Genomic DNA, 22,739 nt, shown 5'->3' with positions numbered 1-22,739 from the left:
AGTCTGACTCCTGTCATGACGTTTCATCCTTGTCAACAGCGCTGCCGGAAGCAATGGGCTGTGCCCATGCTACCTGGCAGGCTGCTTCAGTTTATAGCGAGTTTTCCTGCAGCAGCTTATCAATAAACTCAGGCACCACTTCGCTTGCCAGCCCGTAATGTTTCTCAGCGAATTCGCTGCCGACCTGGCTTGGTTCAAGGTTAAGCTCGACGGTATGCGCGCCGTGCAAACGAGCTTCATGGACGAACCCCGCCGCCGGATAGACGTGACCGGAGGTTCCGATAGCGATAAAGATATCGGCCTCGGCCAGCCCGCTGTAGATCTCATCCATGCCCAGCGGCATCTCGCCAAACCATACCACGTGCGGGCGCAGCGCCGCCGGGAACTGACAGCAGTGGCATTTATCATCCGCCGTCACGTCGCCGGTCCATTCCAGCACCTGCCCGCTCCACGAACAGCGTACTTTCAGCAGCTCGCCGTGCATATGGATAACCCGGCGGTTACCCGCGCGCTCGTGCAGATTATCAATATTCTGCGTCACCAGCAGAAAACGATCGCCAAGCGCCTCTTCCAGCTTCGCCAGCGCCAGATGCGCGGCATTGGGCGCGATTTCCGCACTCTGCAACTGGCGGCGGCGGGCGTTATAAAACGCCTGCACCAGCGCCGGGTCGCGAGCAAAACCTTCCGGTGTCGCCACGTCCTCCACCCGGTGTTCTTCCCACAGGCCGTCGGCGGCGCGGAAGGTTTTAATCCCCGACTCTGCCGAAATACCGGCGCCGGTTAACACCACCACCCGCGGTTTATCTATTGCCTGCGGCGGCGTTTTGTCTTCGCCGAAGAAGACACGTTGCCGTAAGCGATCGCGCAACTGGCGTTTTTTACGGCGGAAACGGCTTAAGCGATGTAAGCGGCGCGACAGCATAGCTACCCCTGTAATTAATGAGTCAAATGAAGGAAGGCCGCACCGCGCATACCTCCGGCGTCGCCATGACGCGCGCGCTCAATGCGCGGCACCCGGGCGACCGGAAGCAAATGACGCGGCAGGCGCTGCGCCAGCCCTTCGGTTATAGCAGTAAAATTAGATAATCCGCCACCTAACACCAGCAGATCCGGATCGACAATGGTGAGGATATTGCCCAGACAAACGGCCAGTAGATCGAGGTAACGTTCGACGTGCTCCCGCGCCTGCGCATCACCCTGCTGCCACAGATCGACGATCTCTGGAGAAGTTAAGGATTGATGATAAAAATGCTGATACAGCCAGGCGAATCCGCGGCCGGAAAGATAGTTCTCGATGCAGCCGAGCTGGCCGCAGCCGCAGCGGGTTAGCGGAAAATCGCGCCCCACTACTTCCAGGGCGTCCACCGGCAGACGAATATGGCCGAACTCGCCGGTGATGTAGCTGTGACCGGTTATCGATTTGCCGTTAAGCACGATCCCGCCGCCGACGCCGGTGCCGAGGATTAACCCCATCACCAGCGGATATTGGGTAAATTCATCATCCCACGCTTCAGATAACGCAAAGCAGTTGGCGTCATTATCAAGACGAACTTCACGCCCCAGGCGTGCGCTGAGATCAACGCGCAGCGGTTGGCCGCTGGCGGCGGGAACGTTAGCGGCATACAGCTTGCCGTCCGCGGTTTCCGGCATACCGGGGATACCGATACCGACCGCGCCCTCTACGCCAAAGCGCCGATCGGCTTCGCGAACCAGCGCTTCAATCGCCTGCAGGAAAGCCCCATAGCTTTCCGTTGGAGTGGCAACGCGTTTTTCCCACTGAAGTTGCCGGGCGTTATCAAACACCCCCAACGCTATCTTGCTGCCGCCAATGTCAAATCCGTAATACATTTAGCCATTCCTCTTATTAGCCCCAACCCCACATCCTTTGGGCGGCCTCTGCTGTCACAGAATTGGCTTAATAGATGCAGCGTTGAAGGGCCACGACGATAAATTACTGGCCACTCAGCACCCTCGCCGGGTCAATACGACTGGCGCGGCGGGCGGGATACCAACTGGCCAGCAAACTCAGCAACAGTGCTGTCACCAGCACATAAACGACATCCAGCCAGTGCAATTCAGACGGCAGGAAGTCAATAAAATAGATGTCGCCGGAAAGGAATTTATGCCCGATCAACGCTTCGATACCGTTGATAATCGATGTCAGCTTCAGCGCGGCTAACACGCCGATAACCACCCCGATCAGGCTCCCGACCGAACCGGCCAATAAACCATACCATACGAAAATCGCGCGGATTAAGCCGTCTTTCGCGCCAAGCGTGCGCAGCACCGCAATATCGCCGCTTTTATCTTTCACCGCCATCACCAACGTCGAGACAATGTTAAAACAGGCGACGCCAATCACCAGTACCATGGCGAGATACATAATGGCGCGGATCATTTGAATATCACGATACATATAGCCGTAGGTGCCGATCCAGCTCTTTATATAGACGTAGCTGTTGGTTACCTCGCCGGCGTCGCGTACCAGCGTATTGGCGTGGAAGACGTCGGTGACTTTAATGGCGATGCCGGTCACGCTGCTGCCCATATCCAGATACTGCTGGGCGTCCGCCATCGGGATCATCGCGAAGCTATGGTCCAGTTGGCCGCTCAGTTGCAGAATGCCGCTCACGTGTAGCCTGACGCGTTTCGGCTGCAACAGCTGGTGCTCGGAATCTGAATTGGGGATCATGATAGACACCCAATCGCCCTGCTTCACGTGCAGCGCATCGGCGACGCCTTTACCCAGAATCACCTGCTGCTCGCCGGCCTTAAAACTAGCCCAGGCATTGTTCTGCACAAAGTTTGGTAATGAACTCAGGCGGCTCTCCTGCTGCGGATCGACGCCCTTGACCTGAATGGCGCGCATATTGCTGCCGCTCTCCACCAACCCGGTAAAGTTGATATAAGGCGCAGCGGCGACGATGCCTTTCACTTTTTCAACCTTCGTCAGCGCTTCGTTCCAGTTATTCCACGGCTGATTAACCGGCTCGATTTCACCGTGCGGCACCACCGCCAGAATGCGGTTGTTGAGCTCGCGCTCGAAACCGTTCATCGCGCTCAGGCCGACGATCAGTACCGCCACGCCTAATGCGATGCCAATAGTAGAGATGACGGAAATCAGCGAGACCATACCGCCGCGGCGTCTGCCGCGGCTAAAACGCAGCGCAATCAGTAAAGATAACGGTGAAGCCATTACTGGGCCCCCATCAGGGTCAGGTCAGCCGTCAGGCGGCCATCGCGCATCTCCAGCTGGCGGTTCATTCGTTTCGCCAGCTGCAAGTCATGGGTCACCACCAGGAAAGCGGTACGCTGCGCCACGTTAAGCTCGCCCAGCAGCTCAAAAATGCTGTCGGCATTGCGGGCGTCGAGGTTGCCGGTCGGTTCATCCGCCAGTACCAGCCGCGGTTTGTTCACCAGCGCGCGAGCAATCGCCACGCGCTGGCGCTCGCCGCCGGAAAGCTCAGACGGACGATGGTGGCTACGGTGTTCCAGGCCGACCGCCTGCAGCATCGCTTTCGCCTGCCGTTCGATATCCGCCGCTTTTTTCTTGCCAATCAGCAGCGGCATCGCCACGTTTTCCAACGCGGTAAAATCCGGCAGCAGATGGTGGAACTGATAGATAAACCCGAGTTCGCGGTTACGCAGATCGGCGCGAGCCGCGGCGGAGAGCGAGCTCATCGGCTGACCGGAGAAAATAACATCGCCGGAGGTCGGCGTATCCAGCCCGCCAAGCAGGTGCAGTAGCGTACTTTTGCCGGAACCTGAAGAGCCGACAATCGCCATCATTTCACCCTCTTGAATGCTGAAGCTGACATCGTGCAGCACATCGGTTTGCACGTTGCCTTCCTGATAGCGTTTGCACAGGTTGTCGCATTGCAGCAGGATCTTATTCATAACGTAAAGCCTCAGCGGGTTGGGTGGCGGCGGCGCGCCAGGAAGGATACAACGTAGACAGCAGGGCCAGCGCCATCGCCACCAGAGCGATAATAATCACCTGCAGCGGCTCAATCGCCACCGGCAGGGCCGCGCCGTCCAAAAACGCGCCGATAATCGGCATTAAATTATTAAGCTGGCTGGCCAGCAGCACGCCGAGCAGCGCGCCAAGCAGGGCGCCCACGATCCCGGCGCTGGCACCCTGTACCATAAAGACGGCCATGATCTGCCGCGGCGTCAGCCCCTGGGTCTGCAGAATAGCCACCTCGCCCTGCTTCTCCATCACCATCATGCCAAGCGAGGTAATAATGTTAAAAGCGGCGACGGCGACGATCAGGCTCAGCAGCAGCCCCATCATATTTTTTTCCATCCGCACGGCCTGGAACAGCTCGCCTTTACGCTCGCGCCAGTCCTGCCATTTGGTACCTTCCGGCAGCGTCTGCTGGCTGAGGGTGTCAACCTGCAGCGGCTGGCTAAGCCACAATCGCCAGCCGGTAATATTGCCCAGCGGATAGCGCATCAGTCGAGAGGCATCATCGATATTGGTCAGCATTTGATAGCCGTCAACTTCGCTGTTGGCGGCGAAGGTGCCGATGACGTTAAACAGACGCTGGCTCGGCACGCGTCCCATCGGCGTAAACTGGCTGGCGGAAGGCACCATGACGCGAATTTGATCGCCGCGGTTAACCCCCAACTGACCCGCCAGCTGTTCGCCGAGAATGACGTTATATTTACCTGCCTGCAGATCGCTCTGTTTGACGTTGACGAGGTAAGGCGTCAGCGGATCTTTTTGCGCCGGGTCGATGCCCAGCATTACGCCGACGGCGACGCTGCGGGCGCTTTGCAGCACCACATCACCGGTGGTGAGCGGCGCGACGCGCGTCACGCCCTGCAGCTTAACGGCGCTTTCCGGCATTTTTTGCGGGTTGATAGAGCCCTGTTGGGCGCTAATGATAGCCTGCGGCATCAGCCCCAGGATGTTGTTTTGCAGCTCGCGCTCAAAACCGTTCATCACCGACAGGACGGTCACCAGCGCCATCACGCCAAGCGTAATGCCGATGGTCGAAAGCCAGGAGACGAAACGGCCGAAGCGGTCGGCTGCGCGCCCGCGCATGTAGCGAAGGCCGATAAATAGTGCGGCAGGTTGGTACATGTAATCCATCTGGTTGCTGATAGCCGATGTTCGAGTATATATGGCATAGCCCAACGCGTAAATCGCTGATACGGTAGATTTTTTCGCCAAAATAACAAAATAATAGTTTTAAATCAGGAAGTTAATTTAGAGTGTATATATTTATCAATCGCCACGCGCTGTAGAAAACCTGGCGCAGAAGGCCATTCGGGTTGGCGAAATCAGACCAATTGCGGATAATCAGAGACATTGAATATCAGCAATTTGCCCCTACATCGTAGAGCGAGTTGGCCGACTGCGGCCAAACAGTACAAACAATCGCCTGATGGGATAGGCGCTAAGGGATCCTGACAACCGTTATGCCTGAACAATACCGCTATACTCTGCCGGTCAAAGCCGGCGATCAGCGCCAGCTTGGCGAACTCACCGGCGCCGCCTGCGCCACGCTGGTAGCCGAAATGGCCGAACGCCATCACGGCCCGGTGGTGCTGGTGGCGCCCGACATGCAAAACGCCCTGCGTCTGAATGATGAAATCAGGCAATTTACCGATAGCATGGTGATAAGCCTCGCTGACTGGGAAACCCTGCCTTACGATAGCTTTTCGCCCCATCAGGATATTATCTCTTCGCGCCTTGCCACTTTATACCAGTTGCCGACCATGCAGCGCGGCGTGCTTATCGTTCCGGTCAGCACTCTGATGCAGAAGGTCTGCCCGCATAATTATCTGCACGGTCACGCGCTGGTAATGAAAAAAGGGCAGCGTCTGTCGCGCGATGCGCTACGCACGCAGTTAGATAGCGCCGGTTACCGCCATGTCGATCAGGTGATGGAACACGGCGAATACGCGACCCGCGGCGCGCTGCTCGACCTTTTCCCGATGGGCAGCGAGCAGCCCTATCGCCTCGATTTCTTTGATGACGAAATAGACAGCCTGCGGTTATTCGATGTTGATAGCCAGCGTACCCTGGAAGAAGTCGAGGCCATCAATCTGCTGCCGGCGCATGAGTTCCCGACCGACCAGGCGGCGATCGAGCTGTTCCGCAGCCAATGGCGCGATCGTTTTGACGTGAAGCGCGATCCGGAACATATCTACCAGCAGGTGAGCAAAGGTACCCTGCCCGCCGGGATCGAATACTGGCAACCGCTGTTCTTCAACGAACCGCTGCCGCCGCTGTTTAGCTATTTCCCGCCCAGTACGCTGATTGTGAATACCGGCGATTTGGAGCACAGCGCCGAGCGTTTCCAGAATGAAACCCGCGCCCGCTTTGAAAACCGCGGCGTCGATCCGATGCGCCCGCTGTTACCGCCGGAACAACTGTGGCTTCGCAGCGACGAACTTTTTAGCGAGCTGAAAAAATGGCCGCGGATCCAGTTAAAAACCGAGCGTCTTGCGGAGAAAGCCGCTAATACTAACCTCGGCTATCAACCCCTGCCCGAGCTGGCGATCCAGGCGCAGAATAAAGCGCCGCTGGACAATCTGCGTCGCTTCCTTGAATCCTTCAGCGGCCCGGTGATTTTCTCAGTTGAAAGCGAAGGCCGCCGCGAGGCGCTGGGCGAAATGCTGGTGCGCATCAAAATTGCGCCAAAACATATATTGCGCCTGCAGGAAGCCACCGGAAATGGCCGCTTCCTGATGATCGGCGCCGCCGAGCACGGATTTATCGACAGTCAGGCCAATCTGGCGCTGATTTGCGAAAGCGATCTGCTGGGCGAACGCGTCGCCCGCCGCCGTCAGGATTCCCGCCGTACCATCAACCCCGATACGCTCATTCGCAACCTGGCGGAACTGCATATCGGCCAGCCGGTGGTGCACCTTGAACACGGCGTGGGTCGTTATGCCGGGATGACCACCCTCGAAGCGGGCGGCATCAAAGGCGAATACCTGATGCTGACCTACGCCAACGACGCCAAACTGTATGTGCCGGTATCATCGCTACATCTGATCAGCCGCTACGCCGGTGGCGCGGAAGAAAATGCGCCGCTGCATAAACTCGGCGGCGACGCCTGGGCGCGGGCAAGGCAAAAAGCGGCGGAGAAAGTGCGCGACGTGGCCGCCGAACTGCTGGATATTTACGCCCAGCGCGCGGCCAAAGAAGGCTTCGCCTTTAAGCATGACCGCGAGCAGTATCAAATATTCTGCGACGGTTTCCCGTTCGAAACCACGCCGGATCAGGCACAGGCGATTAACGCCGTCCTCAGCGACATGTGCCAGCCGCTGGCGATGGACCGTCTGGTCTGCGGCGACGTTGGCTTTGGGAAAACCGAAGTGGCGATGCGCGCCGCTTTCCTCGCCGTCGAAAACCACAAACAGGTGGCCGTGCTGGTGCCGACCACCCTGCTCGCCCAGCAGCATTACGATAACTTCCGCGATCGCTTCGCCAACTGGCCGGTACGCATTGAGATGCTATCGCGTTTCCGCAGCGCTAAAGAGCAGGCGCAGATCCTCGAACAGGCGGCTGAGGGTAAAATCGATATTTTGATCGGTACCCATAAGCTGCTGCAAAATGAAGTCAAGCTGCGCGACCTGGGTCTACTTATCGTCGATGAAGAACACCGCTTCGGGGTGCGTCATAAAGAACGTATCAAGGCGATGCGCGCGGACGTCGATATCCTGACGCTGACCGCCACGCCGATCCCACGTACGCTGAATATGGCGATGAGCGGAATGCGCGATCTGTCCATTATCGCCACCCCGCCAGCTCGCCGTCTGGCGGTAAAAACCTTTGTCCGCGAATACGACGCGCTGGTGGTTCGCGAGGCGATTCTGCGTGAAGTCCTGCGCGGCGGCCAGGTCTACTATCTGTATAACGATGTTGAAAATATTCAGAAAGCGGCGGATCGTCTGGCTGAACTGGTACCGGAGGCGCGAATTGCCATCGGTCACGGCCAGATGCGCGAACGTGAACTGGAACGGGTGATGAACGATTTCCATCACCAGCGTTTTAATGTGCTGGTTTGCACGACAATCATTGAAACCGGCATCGATATCCCGACCGCCAATACCATCATCATTGAGCGCGCCGATCACTTCGGCCTTGCCCAGCTGCACCAGCTGCGCGGCCGCGTGGGTCGTTCGCACCATCAGGCCTACGCCTGGCTGCTCACCCCGCATCCGAAAGCCATGACCACCGACGCGCAGAAACGCCTGGAAGCTATCGCGTCGTTAGAAGACCTTGGCGCCGGCTTTGCCCTCGCGACCCACGATCTTGAAATCCGCGGCGCTGGCGAACTGCTGGGAGAAGGTCAGAGCGGGCAGATGGAAACTATCGGCTTTTCACTGTATATGGAATTGCTGGAGAACGCTGTCGATGCACTGAAAGAGGGTCGCGAGCCGTCGCTGGAAGATCTCACCAGCCAGCAGACGGAAGTGGAGCTGCGCATGCCGGCGCTGCTGCCGGATGACTTTATTCCCGACGTTAACACCCGCCTGTCGTTCTATAAGCGTATCGCCAGCGCCAAAAATGAACACGATCTCGATGAAATCAAAGTCGAGCTGATCGATCGCTTTGGAACATTGCCGGATGCGGCGCGTAATTTGCTGGATATCGCGCGCCTACGCCAGCAGGCGCAAAAGCTGGGGATCCGCAAGCTGGAGTGCAATGAAAAAGGCGGCGTGATCGAGTTTAACGAGAAAAATAACGTTAACCCGGTCTGGCTTATCGGTCTACTGCAGAAGCAGCCGCAGCATTACCGGCTGGATGGGCCGACAAGGCTCAAATTCTTCCAGGAGCTTGATGAGCGTAAAACGCGCATGGAATGGGTTAACCAGTTTATGCGTCAGCTGGAAGAAAACGCCACCGCTTGATAAAAAAGAGATGCGGTTGTCAGAACCGCATCTCTTTACCTGTCACAGTTAGCAAACTTTACAAACATTTTGCAATCCACCTGGATTTCCCAACACTCTCCCGCGCCATAATTGACATTGATTATCTTATAAAAATAACCGTTTGTTTATTGTGGAATTATGGTAATGATAAATATCTCGCGTGTTTCAACCTGGCTTACGGCATTCGCTCTCGCGGCGACGCTGGCCCTTCCCGCCCGCGCCAATACCTGGCCGCTACCGCCGAGCGGTAGCCGGCTGGTCGGGGAGAATCAGTTTCATGTGGTGCAGGATAACGGCGGATCGCTGGAAGCGATTGCTAAAAAATACAACGTCGGTTTTCTCGCGCTGCTGCAGGCTAATCCTGGCGTCGATCCTTATGTGCCGCGCGCCGGGAGCGTGCTGACTATCCCGTTACAGACGCTGCTGCCTGACGCCCCCCGTGAAGGTCTGGTGCTCAATATCGCCGAGCTGCGCCTGTACTACTATCCGCCGGGACAGAATAGCGTGACCGTTTACCCGATCGGTATCGGCCAGCTTGGCGGCGATACTCTGACCCCGACGATGGTCACTACCGTTTCCGATAAGCGCGCCAACCCCACCTGGACACCAACCGCCAACATCCGCGCACGATATAAAGCGATGGGGATCGATTTACCTGCGGTCGTTCCAGCCGGGCCGAATAACCCGATGGGGCATCACGCGATTCGTCTCGCGGCCTACGGCGGCGTCTATCTGCTGCACGGCACCAACGCCGATTTTGGTATCGGGATGCGCGTCAGTTCAGGCTGTATCCGCCTGCGCGATGCCGATATCAAGTCGCTGTATAACAAAATCACGCCGGGCACCAGGGTGAATATCATCAACGAACCAATCAAAGTTTCGGTAGAACCAAACGGTACCCGTCTGGTGGAAGTCCACCAGCCGCTGTCCGAACATATCAATGACGATCCGCAGACGCTGCCAATCGTCCTGAACGCCAGCATGAAGAACTTTAAACAGGCGCCGCAGACCAATCAGCAGGTGATGGAAAGCGCGATGGAGCTGCGTTCAGGAATGCCGATCGATGTGACCCGCCATCAGGTTTCCGCCGAGCAAGCCTTGTAATGCATTTCCGAATTGCAGAAAGTAAAAAACCCGCCAGGCACGGCGGGTTTTTTTGTGGCAATCGTCAGCGTCGCTGACGAGGTTTCGCGGGGCGCGGTCCCATGAAGGGGTGTGGACCGCGTCGCGAGAGTGGCATAACAAAGGGAACGACTTTTACTGCTTACTACACGCGTTCTGCTGAAGGGGGTCAGGAACGCGTTTTGTCAGTGGCATGACAGGGGTTACAACATTTATTTATAGATAACCGCGGTACCGTGCAGGGTGTTAGGACCGGTTACCGAAGTAATACGGTAAGAGGTCGCCCCCATCTCGTCGGCTTTCTGCGCCAGCTGATCTTCAAGCGAACCCAGATTGGTGCCGGCGGATGCGGAAACGGTACCGATTTTATGTTGACCTGCTGGGGTGGATTGCACCTCAACAGCGGCGAAACTTGCGAATGAGAGTGAGCTCAGTACGGCGGCAAGTGCCAGTTTTTGGACGTTTTTCATGATTATTATACCTATGCAGATGATTTTTATAGTAGGGTCGTAAGAATTAACTTAACGATCGATAGGTAAATGATAATGTGATCCACGTCACAGGTCAACTCATTTTTATAACGATCATTTAACTATTTATAAAATGCTTAATTTTCATACATATATGAATTATTTATTTTTGGACTTCTGCCGCTGGCAGCATGACACGTTTATTTTTATAATGGCCGTTCAACAACCCAACATAGGTACAACGGCATCATGACAACTGACGTTCAAAGTTGCACAAAAAAAAGCCGTGGCCGACCTAAAGTGTTCGACAGGGACGCGGCGCTGGACAAGGCCATGACACTTTTCTGGCAGCACGGCTATGAAGCAACTTCGCTGGCCGATCTCGTCGAAGCGACCGGTGCGAAAGCCCCGACGCTGTACGCCGAGTTCGTGAACAAAGAAGGCTTATTCCGCGCGGTGCTGGATCGCTACATTTCCCGCTTCGCCGCCAAACACGAAGCCCTGCTATTCGATGACGCTAAAACCGTCGATCAGGCGCTGCGCGACTATTTCACCGCCGTCGCCACCTGCTTTACCAGCAAAGATACCCCGGCAGGCTGTTTTATGATTAACACCTCCGCGGCGCTGGCCGCCTCGTCAACCGATATCGCCAACACCATTAAGTCGCGCCACGCGGTGCAGGAACAAACGCTGACGCAATTTTTACAGCAACGCCAGCAGCGCGGCGAGCTCCCTGCGCAGGGCAATGTCTTGCAGCTGGCGCAGTTTTTAAACTGCGTGCTGCAAGGAATGTCAATCAGCGCGCGCGAAGGCGCTGATTTCGCTACCCTGAAACAAATAAGCGACACTACGCTGCGCCTGTGGCCGCAAATCCTGCAACCTTAATCCCCTACCGGCGACCATCGCTCGCCGGTTTTTTCCCCTTCTGCTGAATACCCTTACTTTTCTCAATATTTTCATTATGTTGATTTGTTGTAAATGATATTGATAACGATAATCAATATGTGCAAAATTCGCATTTGTCTTTCTATATGTTTCACGCTGTAACAGCCGCGCCTGTGGCTGAAAAAAATAACAACAGTACTGACTAACTCATATCAAGGAATGCGAATGAACAAGCGCCTCTGGCTGCTCAATCCTCTGCTGCTGGCCACCGCTCTGCCAGCGTTTACTGCGCAGGCTGCCGATGAAGACGATATTATCGTCAGCGCCAACCGTAACCACCGTACCGTCGCTGAGATGGCGCAAACCACCTGGGTGATTGAAGGCCAGGAAATCGAGCAACAGGTTCAGGGAGGTAAAGAGTTTAAAGATGTCCTCGCGCAGCTGATCCCCGGGATAGATGTCAGCAGCCAGGGGCGTACCAACTACGGCATGAACATGCGCGGACGCGCCATCGTCGTGCTGATCGACGGCGTGCGCCTCAATTCATCGCGCACCGATAGCCGCCAGCTTGATGCCATCGATCCGTTTAACATCGAGCATATTGAAGTTATTTCCGGCGCGACGTCGTTATACGGCGGCGGTAGTACCGGCGGTCTGATTAATATCGTTACGAAAAAAGGCCAGCAGGAACGCCAGGTGGATCTGGAGCTGGGTGGTAAAACCGGCTTTGCCAATAGCAACGACCATGATGAACGGGTGGCGGCGGCCGTCAGCGGCGGTACCGATCATGCTTCCGGCCGTCTATCGGTGGCCTATCAGCGCTTCGGCGGCTGGTATGACGGCAACAATGACGCGCTGATCCTCGATAATACGCAAACCGGCTTACAGCATTCAGACCGACTCGACGTGATGGGCACCGGTACCATAGAAATCGATGACCAGCGTCAGCTCCAGCTAGTCACGCAGTACTATAAAAGCCAGGGCGATGATTATGGCCTGAATCTGGGCAAAGATATGTCAGCGGTACTTGGCGAAAGTAAAGCCTGGACCTCTAACGGGCTTAACTCTGACCGCGTACCCGGCACCGAACGTCATTTGATCAGCCTGCAATATTCCGACGCCGACTTCTTCGGTCAGAACCTGGTCAGCCAGATTTACTATCGCGACGAATCGCTGACCTTCTACCCCTTCCCGGCCTTGAGCAAAGGTAAAATCAGCAGTTTTTCCGCCTCACAGCAGGATACCGACCAGTACGGCGCTAAAGTTACCTTCAACAGCCAGCCGCTAACGGGATGGGATCTAACCTGGGGCATTGATGCCGACCATGAAACCTTTAATTCCAACCAGATGTTTTTCGATCTGGATAAAGCGATGGCTTCCGGCGGCCTGAACAACCAGTCAGCCTATACCACGGGCCGTTACCCTGGCTACAGCATCACCAATCTCGCGCCGTTCCTGCAAAGCAGTTATGACCTGAACGACATCTTCACCCTTAGCGGCGGCGTCCGTTATCAGTGGACGGAAAATCGGGTTGATGATTTTGTCGGCTATGCGCAACAGCAGGATGTCGCCAAAGGTAAATACCGGTCGGCTGACGCCATTCCTGGCGGCAAGACCGATTATGATAACTTCCTCTTTAACGCCGGGATCGTCGCCCACATTACCGAACGCCAGCAGACCTGGTTTAACTTCTCTCAGGGCGTCGAACTCCCGGATCCGGGTAAATATTACGGTATCGGCAGCTACGGCGCCGCGGTCAACGGCCATCTGCCGCTGGTCTCCAGTGTTAACGTCGGCGACTCGCCGCTGCAGGGGATCAAAGTTAACTCCTGGGAGCTGGGTTGGCGCTACACCGGCGACAACCTGCGCACCCAGCTTGCCGCTTATTACTCGACATCAGACAAAACTATCGTGGTTAACCGCAGCGATATGACCATTGATGTGCAATCGGATAAACGACGCATTTACGGCGTGGAAGGCGCGGTGGACTACTTCGTGCCTGATAGCGACTGGAGTCTGGGTGCTAACTTCAACGTGCTGAAATCGCAAGTAAAAACTGATGGCAGTTGGCAGAAGTGGGACGTCACCCTCGCCTCGCCGTCGAAAGCTACTGCCTGGGTCGGCTGGGCACCGGACCCGTGGTCGCTGCGTGTGCAAAGCCAGCAGGTATTTGATTTAAGCGATGCCAGCGGCAATAAGCTTGATGGGTACAATACCGTCGATTTTATCGGTAGCTATCTGCTCCCGGTGGGTAAACTGACCTTTAGCATCGAGAACTTGCTGAATGAGGATTACGTCACCATCTGGGGACAGCGTGCGCCGCTGTTGTATAGTCCAACCTATGGCAGCGCCGGGCTGTACGAATATAAAGGCCGCGGCCGGACCTTCGGCCTGAACTACGCGTTAACGTTCTGATAAAAAAAAGCCCCTCAGCCTGAGTGATTGAGGGGCTAATAGCTTAAAACTGCTGTTTTACGCTTTGTTATTCAGAATCAGCTGACCGTTGCTGTCCAGCGGGATTTGCGCCCCCGGCTGGTGGTCCATGCGGATTTTGCCCTGCTGGTCGCCGATTTTATAGGTGACGTCATAACCGAGCATTTTTTCCGACTTATCGTAGACCGTCTTACAGCGCTGCTGGGTAGTGGTATAGGTGTCGTTATCCTGCATTGAGCCCTGAATTTGGTTGCCGGCATAGCCGCCGCCCAACGCGCCGACAACGGTCGCTACGCTTCGACCACGACCGCCGCCAAACTGATGGCCAATCACGCCGCCGGCGACCGCGCCGAGAACGGAACCGGCAATACGGTTTTCATCCTGAACCGGGCGACGATGGGTAACGGTCACGTTGCGGCATTCCTGACGCGGCGTTTTTATGCTTTCTTTTATTGGCGTACTGGACACCACTTGCGCATATTGCGGGCCACGATCTAATACATTGAGACCGGCAACGGCGGCGACGCCCAACGCGGCGGCAACGCCAATCCCAATACCCGCCAACATTGATTTATTCACGGGAGTTCCTCCTTCATTGCTGTTACTAGCAATTCTGCGTTCTGCTCAGGGGGTATGCAAATCAGAAAGCGGATGAAAAATGCGGGAACCTACGGCAAATCAAGGGGATTCAGAGGATTCCTAACAGGAATTAGCGATTCTGGCAGAAGGATATGCTGTGTTTTCAGGATAGCGCCGCGATGACGCTATCCTGATTGCTTGCCGCTTAGTGCAGCTTGAGACGCGGACGAATGATGCGGTTAATGCGTCCTACCAACATCATCAGGCCGGTTTTGAAATAGCCGTGTAACGCAATCTGATGCATGCGATACAGCGAGATATACACGAAGCGCGCAATTCGCCCTTCAACCATCATCGAGCCGCGCATCAGGTTGCCCATCAGGCTGCCAACGGTGGAGTAGTTCGACAGCGAGACCAGTGAACCGTGATCTTTATAGACATACGGTTTCAGCGCTTTGCCTTTCATCTGCGCCAGAATGTTATTCAGCGCGCAGGTTGCCATCTGGTGCGCCGCCTGGGCGCGCGGTGGGACAAACCCACCTTCCGGGCGAGCGCAGGAGGCGCAGTCGCCGATGGCGTAAATATCCGGGTCACGGGTGGTCTGCAGCGTCGGCTCCACCACCAGCTGATTAATACGGTTGGTCTCCAGGCCGCCAATCTCTTTCATAAAATCAGGCGCTTTGATACCCGCCGCCCATACCATCAGATCGGCATCAATAAACTGCCCATCTTTAGTGTGCAGGCCGTTAACGTCTGCGCTGGTCACCATGGTCTGCGTCAGGACACGAACGCCGAGTTTGGTCAGTTCATTGTGCGCGGCGCCGGAAATACGCGGCGGCAGCGCCGGAAGAATACGTTCACCGGCTTCGACCAGCGTCACGTTCAGCGCTTCGTTGGTCAACCCTTTATAGCCGTAACTATGCAGCTGTTTCACCGCATTATGTAGCTCAGCCGACAGCTCAACTCCGGTGGCCCCGCCGCCGACGATAGCGATATTGACCTTACCGTTCGCACCGAGATTTGCAGAATACTTGAGGAACAGGTTGAGCATTTCCTGATGGAAACGGCGCGCCTGGTGCGGGTTATCCAGGAAAATACAGTTTTCCTTCACCCCTGGCGTGTTAAAGTCATTGGAGGTACTGCCCAGCGCCATTACCAGCGTGTCGTACGGCAGCTTACGCTCCGCAACCAACAGCTCGCCTTTCTCGTTACGCAGTTCCGCGAGGGTAATGGTTTTCCCTTCGCGATTGATATCCACCACCGAGCCTAACTGGAACTGAAAACCATGGTTGCGCGCATGCGCCAGGTAGCTCAGCGCGTCAACGCCTTCATCCAGAGAACCGGTCGCTACTTCGTGCAGCAACGGCTTCCACAGGTGGCTATGGTTGCGGTCCACCAGCGTAATTTTCGCTTTTTTGCTGCGGCCCAGCTTTCTACCCAACTGAGTAGCCAGTTCCAGTCCGCCGGCACCACCACCTACAATAACGATTCTTTTCAATGGCGTAGTCACAAGACCCCCTAAAATTATTAACCAATTGTTAATTAAAAGTTATTCAAATAGCTCTTAGTTAACAATAGGTTGCAGCGATGAAACCATTCAGCAGCACCGAGAATAGCATGAACGGAACATTGGTCATACCAAAATTGATGTGCATCAAGTTTTACCGCATATTTTTTAAACGAACAACGTCAATTATGGACAAGAAAAAGCCCGCGGCGTTTGCACGCTGCGGGCTGATTATGACAAAACAGGATTAGCCGAGGGTCTTAAAAGCCTTTATTCGCTGCAGGTGCGGTGAAAGACTTTTAAATTTGTGCGTCTGTTCTTCATCCCAGATGATTTCGTAATAATGATGCAACAAGTCAGCCGAACGTTGGCTATCCAGCGCCTCATCATGGCGTGATAGCACTACCAGGCAACGGTCGCGATTTTTTTCACGGAAGTTGTTCACGCACTTGGTGGCGATATCCTGATACTCCTCCGGCCTGTCGATTTTCCCTTCCATGTTCTCGTGAGGGAACAGATTCGGGTTGAACACGGCCTGGCGAATATCGCACAGGAAACCAATCCTTTCCGCCCAGTAGCCACCTAACCCGACACCGCATATCAGCGGCCGATCGTCGGCATTGAGCTGCAGCATTTTGTCGACTTCCTTCAACAAATGCTGCATATCATGTTTTGGATGGAGCGTACTGTAGCTAATCAACCGCACGTCCGGGTCGATAAACTGCAGCTGCAGCACCTTTTCATGGTTACCGGGGCTGTTAGAGTCAAAACCGTGTAAATAGATAATCATCGTATCCTCACCAGACAACAACGCCCTTCAGGTTAATTACGCAGACTTCGCTTCTTGCCAGCGCGCATGGAGCGCCTCCAGCTGTGCGCTGACCGTCTGCCAACGCGCGGAATCTCGCAGTTCCTGACGGGTAAATGAACCTTTATGATACAATTTTGTAACACGCTCTGCTTTGATCGGGGACAGGTTATCCAATACGCTCACCGCGCCTTTACGATTATTGCAGACCAGGATCATATCGCAACCGGCATCGAGCGATGCCTGTCCACGTTCAGCATAGCTGCCCATGATCGCCGCCCCTTCCATCGACAGGTCGTCAGAGAAGATGACGCCGTCAAAGCCCAGCTCGCCGCGCAGCACCGTTTTCAGCCAGTATTCTGAACCACTAGCCGGCCGCGGATCGATGTCAGAGTAAATCACGTGCGCCGGCATAATCGCATCCAGCCGTTGCTCATCGATCAGACTTTTGAACACCGCCATATCTTTGGCGCGAATTTCCGCTGCCGGACGCGGGTCAAACGGCGTCTCTTTGTGTGAATCCGCCGTCACCGCGCCGTGGCCCGGGAAGTGTTTACCGGTGGATTTCATGCCGGCGGCATGCATACCGTCGATGAAATGACGCGCCATCGCCAACGCTTTTTGCGGGTCTTCATGCCAGGAGCGTTCACCGATCGCGGCGCTGATATGGCCGACATCCAGCACCGGCGCAAAGCTGATATCAATATCCATGGCGATCATTTCGCTGGCCATCAGCCAACCGGCCTCAGCGGCGAGTTTACCGCCCTCTTCCACCCCCAGCAGAGCGGCAAAAGACTGCGCAGCCGGCAGGCGAGTAAAACCTTCGCGAAAACGCTGCACGCGTCCGCCTTCCTGATCTACCGCCACCACGAGATGATTACGCGAGGCCTCGCGGATTTGACGTACCAGTTCACGCAATTGCGCCGGATCGTGGTAGTTGCGGGTAAACAAAATTAAGCCGCCGACCAAAGGATGAGCCAGAATCTCACGCTCTTCCGCATCCAGTTCAAAACCTTCGACATCCAACATTACCGGACCCACACAGACCTCTCTTATCCTTTATTTTCTATTTTTAGCTGACGCCATGTCGCATCCGCCAGCGTAATAAATTGCCGGTCGCCGCTCTGCTGCCAGCGCCGTTCATACCATCCCGCCATCAGCATGAGCACCCACGGTCGCCAGCGTTGTATTTGCCGCCGCAGCTGACGCTCATCAAGATGCGCGAGCCGTGAATAGGCTTTAAGCAGCTGACGACGCGTAGGGGCATCGCACCATACCGCCGCCAGTTCCAGTGCGATATCGCCGTCTCCGGCATACTCCCAATCAATCAAGCGCAGCCCGTCGTCGCGGTGAATTATATTGCCGGCGTGGACGTCCATATGCAGAGGCGCCAAACGCAACGGCTGTGGTTCTCGCCGGCGTAATAACCGTTTCTGCCAGCGTAACCAGAAAACCGTACGCCTCGCCGGATCGCACTGCTGCCAGTACAATTCAAGCAACGGCGCCAGCTCGATACGCCAGCCAAAACGCGGCTGTTGATGCAGATGATACAATAACCCGGCAAGCGAGGGGCATTCCGGCAGCCCGCTTTTCACTTCCCCTGTGCAATACTCCACCACCATCCAGCACGGCGAAAAGAACACCGGCGCCGGCGAAAGGGTCGCGGGAAGGCGCTGAAGCACGCGGTACTGGCGTAGAAAATGGCTGAGCGGCGCCAGCGGATCGTGCGGCTGGCGCAACACCAGCCGACGAACGCCATCGCTGATAATGCAGCTGCCGCCGCTAAGACCGTTTTCAGTCAGCGCGGCGACAGGCGAATAGCGGGGAAAAAAGCGCGACAAGAGCTCGTCGCGCGTTAGCTTATTGTTGCTGAACCGCACCTTTGCCTGACCAGATAATCTCGCCGGACTGCACCAGCATCAGTTGCATTTTCAGCTCCGGCGCGTTGACGTTGCCGGTGGCATTCGAATACAGCACATACTGAGCGCCAACTGTGCGCGCAATTCCCATCGCTTTGCTGCGGCTGCCAAGACTGTCCTGCGGCGAAAGACCTAATTGTTGTTTCGCTACGGAGAGCTGCTGCGAGGAGACCAGCGTAAACTTGCCGTTGCCCGCCAACGCATTGCGCAGCGCGGAGGTCGCTTCGGATGCGTTCAGCGATCCGTTGGTACGGTTGTTGACGCTATCCACCAGCAGAATACTACCTGCGTTCACGCCGCCCGCCTGCAGCATCTGACCGATCATCGGTTGCACAGCGGCGTCCCAGTTATAGTGGCGAACGCGCGGCGCGGGCTGGGACGGCTGCGAAGGCTGTTCACTGCCGTGTTCGATTGGACCCGGCTGCGTTGGCACCGTCGGCACGGCAGGTACCGTCGGCTGCGGCTGCGCAGGTTGTTCCGGCTTCGGCTTGGCCTCCTCGACTGGCGCAGGTTCATTTCGTTGCCCCACACAGCCTGCCAGGAATATCGCCAGTGCAGTGATTAACGCATAGCGACACATTTTAATCATTATGATGACCTCTTAGAGATAAAGATAAAGACGGGCTTTGTGCGCCCCGAGAATATTGGCACTGCCGTAGAGCACCACGGACGAGTGGGCTGGAACCGTCACGCTTCGCGCAGGTTCCAGCGGATGCATCTCCAGCCCATGGGCGTCATACCAGAAGAAACGGTAGTGCACGGTTATGGGCTGTTGCCGTTCATTAAATAATCTTGAGGTAGCGGTGGCCTGGATTTCCGAGGCGGTGACCGACGGCGGATCGGCGCTGATACCCGCCGCCAGAACGCTGGATTCCATCACCAAAGTCTGCTGTTCGCCAACCGGAATTTCCGGGCGCGAGCTACATCCGGCCAGTAGCGCCGTCAGAATCAAAACGCCTGAATAAGCAGCGCGCATCGGTTTAGCCTTTATGCGCCAGCATCGGGCCTAACGGACGACCGCCCAGCAGGTGCATATGAATATGGTAGACTTCCTGGCCGCCATGGCGGTTGCAGTTAACGATAAGGCGGTAGCCGTCATCAGCCAGGCCTTCATCACGGGCAATCCTGGCCGCGACGGTCATCATACGGCCCAAAGTCAGTTCGTGCTCGGTAGTGACGTCATTTACGGTCGGAATCAGGATATTCGGGATAATCAGAATATGGGTCGGCGCCTGCGGAGAGATATCGCGAAAAGCGGTGACCAGCTCATCCTGATAAACAATATCCGACGGGATTTCCCGGCGAATGATTTTGCTGAAAATCGTTTCTTCTGCCATGACTGATTCCTTATTAGTTTTATACCGTGCTCCGGCCTGCCTCTGCAGATAAACACGAATGCACAGGATCAGCTAAGAGTATGAGCGACTTCCTCCCTCTCTTTCAACCTGAATGCAGTTTTTCTTATTCAACTATAGACTTAGCTGCTGAGGGAATAAGCATTTCTCCCCATTTTCCGGATATTGCCAAACAATGACCAGAATACCGACGTAAAAAAGGCAGCCATTTGGCTGCCTTAGTCTCCCCACACTACGTCTTAGCTGTTGCGGATGTATTCATCCATTTCGGTTTTCAGGTTATCGGACTTGGTACCGAAAATGGCCTGAACGCCAGAACCTGCAACAACTACGCCAGCAGCACCCAGTTTTTTCAGACCAGCCTGATCAACTTTCGCTACATCAGCCACGCTCACGCGCAGACGAGTAATACATGCGTCGAGGTTAGTGATGTTCTCTTTACCGCCGAAAGCAGCAATCAGAGCCGGGGCCATTTCACTGGTAGCGGCGCCTTTGCTGTCTTCTGTTGCATCTTCACGACCCGGCGTTTTCAGGTCCAGCGCTTTAATCAGCACGCGGAAGACGACGTAGTACACGATCGCGTAGCAAATACCGACAATCGGGAACAGCCACAGTTTGCTGCTGTTGCCGGACAGAACGATAAAGTCGATCAGACCATGAGAGAACGAAGTCCCGTCACGCATACCCAGCAGGATACAGATCGGGAATGCCAGGCCTGCGAGAATCGCGTGAATGATATACAGGATCGGCGCGACGAACATGAAGGAGAACTCGATCGGCTCGGTAATACCGGTCAGGAACGAGGTCAGCGCAGCGGAGATCATGATACCGCCGACTTTGGCGCGGTTCTCTGGTTTAGCAGAGTGCCAAATCGCGATAGCTGCAGCCGGCAGGCCGTACATTTTGAACAGGAAGCCGCCAGACAGTTTACCTGCAGTCGGGTCGCCTGCCATGTAACGCGGGATGTCGCCGTGGAACACCTGGCCTGCAGCGTTGGTGTATTCACCAATTTGCATCTGGAAAGGTACGTTCCAGATATGGTGCAGACCAAACGGTACCAGGCAGCGCTCAATGAAGCCGTAGATACCGAACGCCACAACTGGGTTCTGGTAAGCCGCCCATTGAGAGAAGGTCTGGATGGCGGAACCGATCGGCGGCCAGATAAAGGACAGGATCACGCCGGTGAAGATAGCAGCGAGACCAGAGATAATCGGCACAAAGCGCTTGCCCGCGAAGAAGCCCAGATATTCAGGCAGCTTGATACGGTAGAAGCGGTTGAACATGTAGGCTGCAATCGCACCCGAGATAATACCGCCAAGCACGCCGGTATCAGCCAGGTGTTTCGCTGCGATTTCCTCAGCAGGTAAATGCAGAACCAGCGGCGCGACTACCGCCATGGTTTTCACCATGATGCCGTAAGCTACGACTGCAGCCAGTGCGGATACACCGTCGTTATTGGTGAAGCCAAGCGCAACACCGATTGCGAAGATCAGCGGCATATTGGCGAATACTGAACCGCCTGCTTCTGCCATGACGTGAGAAACCACGGCTGGCAGCCAGCTGAAGTTGGCAGAACCGACGCCCAGCAGGATACCTGCGATAGGCAGTACGGATACTGGCAGCATCAGCGATTTACCGACCTTCTGCAGGTTAGCAAATGCATTCTTAAACATAATTGAGAGTGCTCCTGAGTATTTGGTACTTTTTTACGTTTTCACGCATTGGCTCGGGGGGAGAACCGGGCCGTGGACAGGACATCTAAGCGCCCTTTATTTATTACACAGAGTAAAATAATTAACGCGGAGATTGTTTGACGGCTATCACGTTTCATTCAGTCAACATATAAAAATTTACACTGATTTACATAATGTGTATCTGTATGTTGCAAAAATGCGTTCACCGCCTCTGTCGCGGCGGTGAACTTTACTCGCTTTAAGTATTAATTACGAGCCTTAAAATAATAGAAAGATCAGGCAGGTTGCAGTCTGGCAGGGTCGATGTGGAACAAGCTGGCAAAGTTTTCGGTGGTTTGTTGCGCGAGTTGCTCCAACGGCACGCCTTTCAACACCGCCATGTATTCGGCGACATCACGAACCATTGCCGGCTGGTTCTCTTTGCCGCGGTGCGGCACCGGCGCCAGATACGGCGAATCGGTCTCCACCAGCAGACGATCGAGCGGCACATAACGCGCGGCATCTCGTAGCTGTTCGGCATTACGGAATGTGACGATACCGGAAAACGAAATATAGAATCCCATATCGAGCAGTTTACCCGCGGTCTCTCTATCCTCTGTGAAACAGTGTAGTACGCCACCGCAATCCGTCACGTTTTCTTCCTGCAAAATTGCCAGCGTGTCGGCGCGCGCATCGCGGGTATGCACAATCACCGGTTTATTTAATTCGCGGCCAATGCGAATGTGTTGACGGAAAGACTCCTGCTGGCGCAGTTTGGTTTCCGGGGTATAGAAGTAATCGAGCCCGGTTTCCCCCATCGCCACGACGCCCTCCTCCGCCGCCAGCGTACGCAGTTCCTCAAAGTCATACGCTTCATCCTGGTTCAGGGGATGCACGCCGCAAGAAAACACGACGTCATCGCGCTGGCCGATTAATTCACGCATCCCGCGGTATCCCGGCAGCGTCGTGGCGACCGCCAGGAAAAACCTGACATCACGCGCGGCGGCTTTCGCCAGAACATCATCGACGTCTTTATGCAACGTTTGATAATCCAGGCCATCAAGATGGCAGTGGGAATCGACTAAAAACATAT

Annotated in this window: 21 protein-coding genes; 5 read left to right on the top strand and 16 right to left on the bottom strand. The window is 55.4% G+C overall.

Annotated features, from left to right (window positions below; genetic code table 11):
* Positions 1-91 precede the first annotated feature (91 nt).
* The 5 genes from cobB to lolC form a co-directional block, all read right to left on the bottom strand.
* Positions 92-922: a Sir2 family NAD+-dependent deacetylase gene (cobB, locus tag ABLV17_RS08160; protein ID WP_087857981.1), complete on the bottom strand. Its 831-nt coding sequence runs from the start codon at positions 920-922 to the stop codon at positions 92-94.
* A gap of 14 nt (positions 923-936) precedes the next feature.
* Positions 937-1,848 (bottom strand): N-acetylglucosamine kinase, encoded by a 912-nt coding sequence (gene nagK / locus ABLV17_RS08155; RefSeq protein WP_308959131.1) that lies wholly within the window; start codon positions 1,846-1,848, stop codon positions 937-939.
* 103 nt (positions 1,849-1,951) lie between these two features.
* A complete protein-coding gene (gene lolE, locus ABLV17_RS08150; RefSeq protein ID WP_113374189.1) occupies positions 1,952-3,196 on the bottom strand; it encodes a lipoprotein-releasing ABC transporter permease subunit LolE in 1,245 nt (414 codons plus the stop codon).
* Positions 3,196-3,897, bottom strand: coding sequence for a lipoprotein-releasing ABC transporter ATP-binding protein LolD (lolD, locus tag ABLV17_RS08145; RefSeq protein WP_015367168.1), 702 nt, complete (start codon positions 3,895-3,897; stop codon positions 3,196-3,198). The genes lolE and lolD overlap by 1 nt, the downstream gene beginning before the upstream one ends.
* Positions 3,890-5,089 (bottom strand): lipoprotein-releasing ABC transporter permease subunit LolC, encoded by a 1,200-nt coding sequence (lolC, locus tag ABLV17_RS08140; RefSeq protein ID WP_087857985.1) that lies wholly within the window; start codon positions 5,087-5,089, stop codon positions 3,890-3,892. The genes lolD and lolC overlap by 8 nt, the downstream gene beginning before the upstream one ends.
* Positions 5,090-5,427: 338 nt before the next feature.
* On the opposite strand from lolC, the gene mfd reads away from it, so the two are divergent.
* Together mfd and ABLV17_RS08130 are read left to right on the top strand one after the other, a co-directional pair.
* The gene (mfd, locus tag ABLV17_RS08135; RefSeq protein ID WP_348854213.1) at positions 5,428-8,874 is read left to right on the top strand and encodes a transcription-repair coupling factor; all 3,447 of its coding nucleotides are present in this window, start codon (positions 5,428-5,430) and stop codon (positions 8,872-8,874) included.
* 165 nt (positions 8,875-9,039) lie between these two features.
* Positions 9,040-9,999, top strand: coding sequence for a L,D-transpeptidase family protein (locus ABLV17_RS08130; protein WP_271031905.1), 960 nt, complete (start codon positions 9,040-9,042; stop codon positions 9,997-9,999).
* 230 nt (positions 10,000-10,229) lie between these two features.
* Here ABLV17_RS08130 and bhsA read toward each other — a convergent pair whose 3' ends face one another.
* Complete coding sequence (bhsA, locus tag ABLV17_RS08125) at positions 10,230-10,487, bottom strand: multiple stress resistance protein BhsA (protein WP_045375056.1); 258 nt, start codon at positions 10,485-10,487, stop codon at positions 10,230-10,232.
* A 133-nt stretch (positions 10,488-10,620) separates the two neighbouring features.
* Here bhsA and ABLV17_RS08120 point away from each other — a divergent pair, with 133 nt between their 5' ends.
* From ABLV17_RS08120 to ABLV17_RS08110, 3 genes are all read left to right on the top strand, one after another.
* Complete coding sequence (locus ABLV17_RS08120; RefSeq protein ID WP_161801890.1) at positions 10,621-10,740, top strand: hypothetical protein; 120 nt, start codon at positions 10,621-10,623, stop codon at positions 10,738-10,740.
* Positions 10,737-11,372, top strand: a complete 636-nt coding sequence (locus ABLV17_RS08115) for a TetR/AcrR family transcriptional regulator (protein ID WP_087857988.1) — start codon at positions 10,737-10,739, stop codon at positions 11,370-11,372. Before ABLV17_RS08120 ends, ABLV17_RS08115 begins: the two co-directional genes overlap by 4 nt.
* A gap of 225 nt (positions 11,373-11,597) precedes the next feature.
* Positions 11,598-13,787 (top strand): TonB-dependent siderophore receptor, encoded by a 2,190-nt coding sequence (locus ABLV17_RS08110; RefSeq protein ID WP_308958975.1) that lies wholly within the window; start codon positions 11,598-11,600, stop codon positions 13,785-13,787.
* A gap of 57 nt (positions 13,788-13,844) precedes the next feature.
* On the opposite strand, the gene ABLV17_RS08105 is transcribed toward ABLV17_RS08110, so the two are convergent.
* From ABLV17_RS08105 to ABLV17_RS08060, 10 genes are all read right to left on the bottom strand, one after another.
* A complete protein-coding gene (locus tag ABLV17_RS08105; RefSeq protein WP_020079139.1) occupies positions 13,845-14,384 on the bottom strand; it encodes a glycine zipper 2TM domain-containing protein in 540 nt (179 codons plus the stop codon).
* A gap of 205 nt (positions 14,385-14,589) precedes the next feature.
* Positions 14,590-15,894: an NAD(P)/FAD-dependent oxidoreductase gene (locus ABLV17_RS08100; protein ID WP_087857990.1), complete on the bottom strand. Its 1,305-nt coding sequence runs from the start codon at positions 15,892-15,894 to the stop codon at positions 14,590-14,592.
* A gap of 244 nt (positions 15,895-16,138) precedes the next feature.
* Positions 16,139-16,681 carry an alpha/beta hydrolase YcfP gene (ycfP, locus tag ABLV17_RS08095; RefSeq protein WP_087857991.1) on the bottom strand — a complete coding sequence of 181 codons (543 nt, stop codon included), beginning with the start codon at positions 16,679-16,681 and terminating at the stop codon, positions 16,139-16,141.
* A 36-nt stretch (positions 16,682-16,717) separates the two neighbouring features.
* Positions 16,718-17,728 carry a beta-N-acetylhexosaminidase gene (nagZ, locus tag ABLV17_RS08090; protein WP_183269023.1) on the bottom strand — a complete coding sequence of 337 codons (1,011 nt, stop codon included), beginning with the start codon at positions 17,726-17,728 and terminating at the stop codon, positions 16,718-16,720.
* Between the two features lie 23 nt (positions 17,729-17,751).
* Positions 17,752-18,579: a thiamine kinase gene (gene thiK, locus ABLV17_RS08085; RefSeq protein ID WP_113374194.1), complete on the bottom strand. Its 828-nt coding sequence runs from the start codon at positions 18,577-18,579 to the stop codon at positions 17,752-17,754.
* Entirely contained in the window at positions 18,560-19,198 is a 639-nt protein-coding gene (gene lpoB / locus ABLV17_RS08080; RefSeq protein WP_308959035.1) for a penicillin-binding protein activator LpoB, read from the bottom strand. The genes thiK and lpoB overlap by 20 nt, the downstream gene beginning before the upstream one ends.
* 21 nt (positions 19,199-19,219) lie before the next feature.
* Complete coding sequence (locus ABLV17_RS08075) at positions 19,220-19,594, bottom strand: YcfL family protein (protein ID WP_087857995.1); 375 nt, start codon at positions 19,592-19,594, stop codon at positions 19,220-19,222.
* A gap of 4 nt (positions 19,595-19,598) precedes the next feature.
* Complete coding sequence (hinT, locus tag ABLV17_RS08070) at positions 19,599-19,955, bottom strand: purine nucleoside phosphoramidase (protein WP_087857996.1); 357 nt, start codon at positions 19,953-19,955, stop codon at positions 19,599-19,601.
* Between the two features lie 257 nt (positions 19,956-20,212).
* Positions 20,213-21,646, bottom strand: a complete 1,434-nt coding sequence (gene ptsG / locus ABLV17_RS08065) for a PTS glucose transporter subunit IIBC (RefSeq protein WP_045393695.1) — start codon at positions 21,644-21,646, stop codon at positions 20,213-20,215.
* 296 nt (positions 21,647-21,942) lie between these two features.
* Positions 21,943-22,737, bottom strand: coding sequence for a metal-dependent hydrolase (locus ABLV17_RS08060; protein WP_087857997.1), 795 nt, complete (start codon positions 22,735-22,737; stop codon positions 21,943-21,945).
* Between the last annotated feature and the right edge of the window lie 2 nt (positions 22,738-22,739).

The organism is Klebsiella sp. CN_Kp091 (assembly GCF_040065095.1).
Classification (GTDB): domain Bacteria; phylum Pseudomonadota; class Gammaproteobacteria; order Enterobacterales; family Enterobacteriaceae; genus Klebsiella; species Klebsiella aerogenes.
Note: the sequence above shows the minus strand (reverse complement) of the source record. Positions and strands in the feature narration are given on the sequence as shown.

Excerpts from the sequence above, each read along its gene's own strand:
- lolC (WP_087857985.1), bottom strand. The coding sequence starts at position 5,089 with ATGTACCAACCTGCCGCACTATTTATCGGCCTTCGCTACATGCGCGGG.
- bhsA (WP_045375056.1), bottom strand. The coding sequence starts at position 10,487 with ATGAAAAACGTCCAAAAACTGGCACTTGCCGCCGTACTGAGCTCACTC.
- mfd (WP_348854213.1), top strand. The coding sequence starts at position 5,428 with ATGCCTGAACAATACCGCTATACTCTGCCGGTCAAAGCCGGCGATCAG.
- ABLV17_RS08075 (WP_087857995.1), bottom strand. The coding sequence starts at position 19,594 with ATGCGCGCTGCTTATTCAGGCGTTTTGATTCTGACGGCGCTACTGGCC.
- ycfP (WP_087857991.1), bottom strand. The coding sequence starts at position 16,681 with ATGATTATCTATTTACACGGTTTTGACTCTAACAGCCCCGGTAACCAT.
- ABLV17_RS08060 (WP_087857997.1), bottom strand. The coding sequence starts at position 22,737 with ATGTTTTTAGTCGATTCCCACTGCCATCTTGATGGCCTGGATTATCAA.
- cobB (WP_087857981.1), bottom strand. The coding sequence starts at position 922 with ATGCTGTCGCGCCGCTTACATCGCTTAAGCCGTTTCCGCCGTAAAAAA.
- lolE (WP_113374189.1), bottom strand. The coding sequence starts at position 3,196 with ATGGCTTCACCGTTATCTTTACTGATTGCGCTGCGTTTTAGCCGCGGC.
- lpoB (WP_308959035.1), bottom strand. The coding sequence starts at position 19,198 with ATGTGTCGCTATGCGTTAATCACTGCACTGGCGATATTCCTGGCAGGC.
- ABLV17_RS08110 (WP_308958975.1), top strand. The coding sequence starts at position 11,598 with ATGAACAAGCGCCTCTGGCTGCTCAATCCTCTGCTGCTGGCCACCGCT.
- nagK (WP_308959131.1), bottom strand. The coding sequence starts at position 1,848 with ATGTATTACGGATTTGACATTGGCGGCAGCAAGATAGCGTTGGGGGTG.
- hinT (WP_087857996.1), bottom strand. The coding sequence starts at position 19,955 with ATGGCAGAAGAAACGATTTTCAGCAAAATCATTCGCCGGGAAATCCCG.
- lolD (WP_015367168.1), bottom strand. The coding sequence starts at position 3,897 with ATGAATAAGATCCTGCTGCAATGCGACAACCTGTGCAAACGCTATCAG.
- ABLV17_RS08115 (WP_087857988.1), top strand. The coding sequence starts at position 10,737 with ATGACAACTGACGTTCAAAGTTGCACAAAAAAAAGCCGTGGCCGACCT.
- ABLV17_RS08120 (WP_161801890.1), top strand. The coding sequence starts at position 10,621 with ATGCTTAATTTTCATACATATATGAATTATTTATTTTTGGACTTCTGC.
- nagZ (WP_183269023.1), bottom strand. The coding sequence starts at position 17,728 with ATGTTGGATGTCGAAGGTTTTGAACTGGATGCGGAAGAGCGTGAGATT.
- ptsG (WP_045393695.1), bottom strand. The coding sequence starts at position 21,646 with ATGTTTAAGAATGCATTTGCTAACCTGCAGAAGGTCGGTAAATCGCTG.
- ABLV17_RS08130 (WP_271031905.1), top strand. The coding sequence starts at position 9,040 with ATGATAAATATCTCGCGTGTTTCAACCTGGCTTACGGCATTCGCTCTC.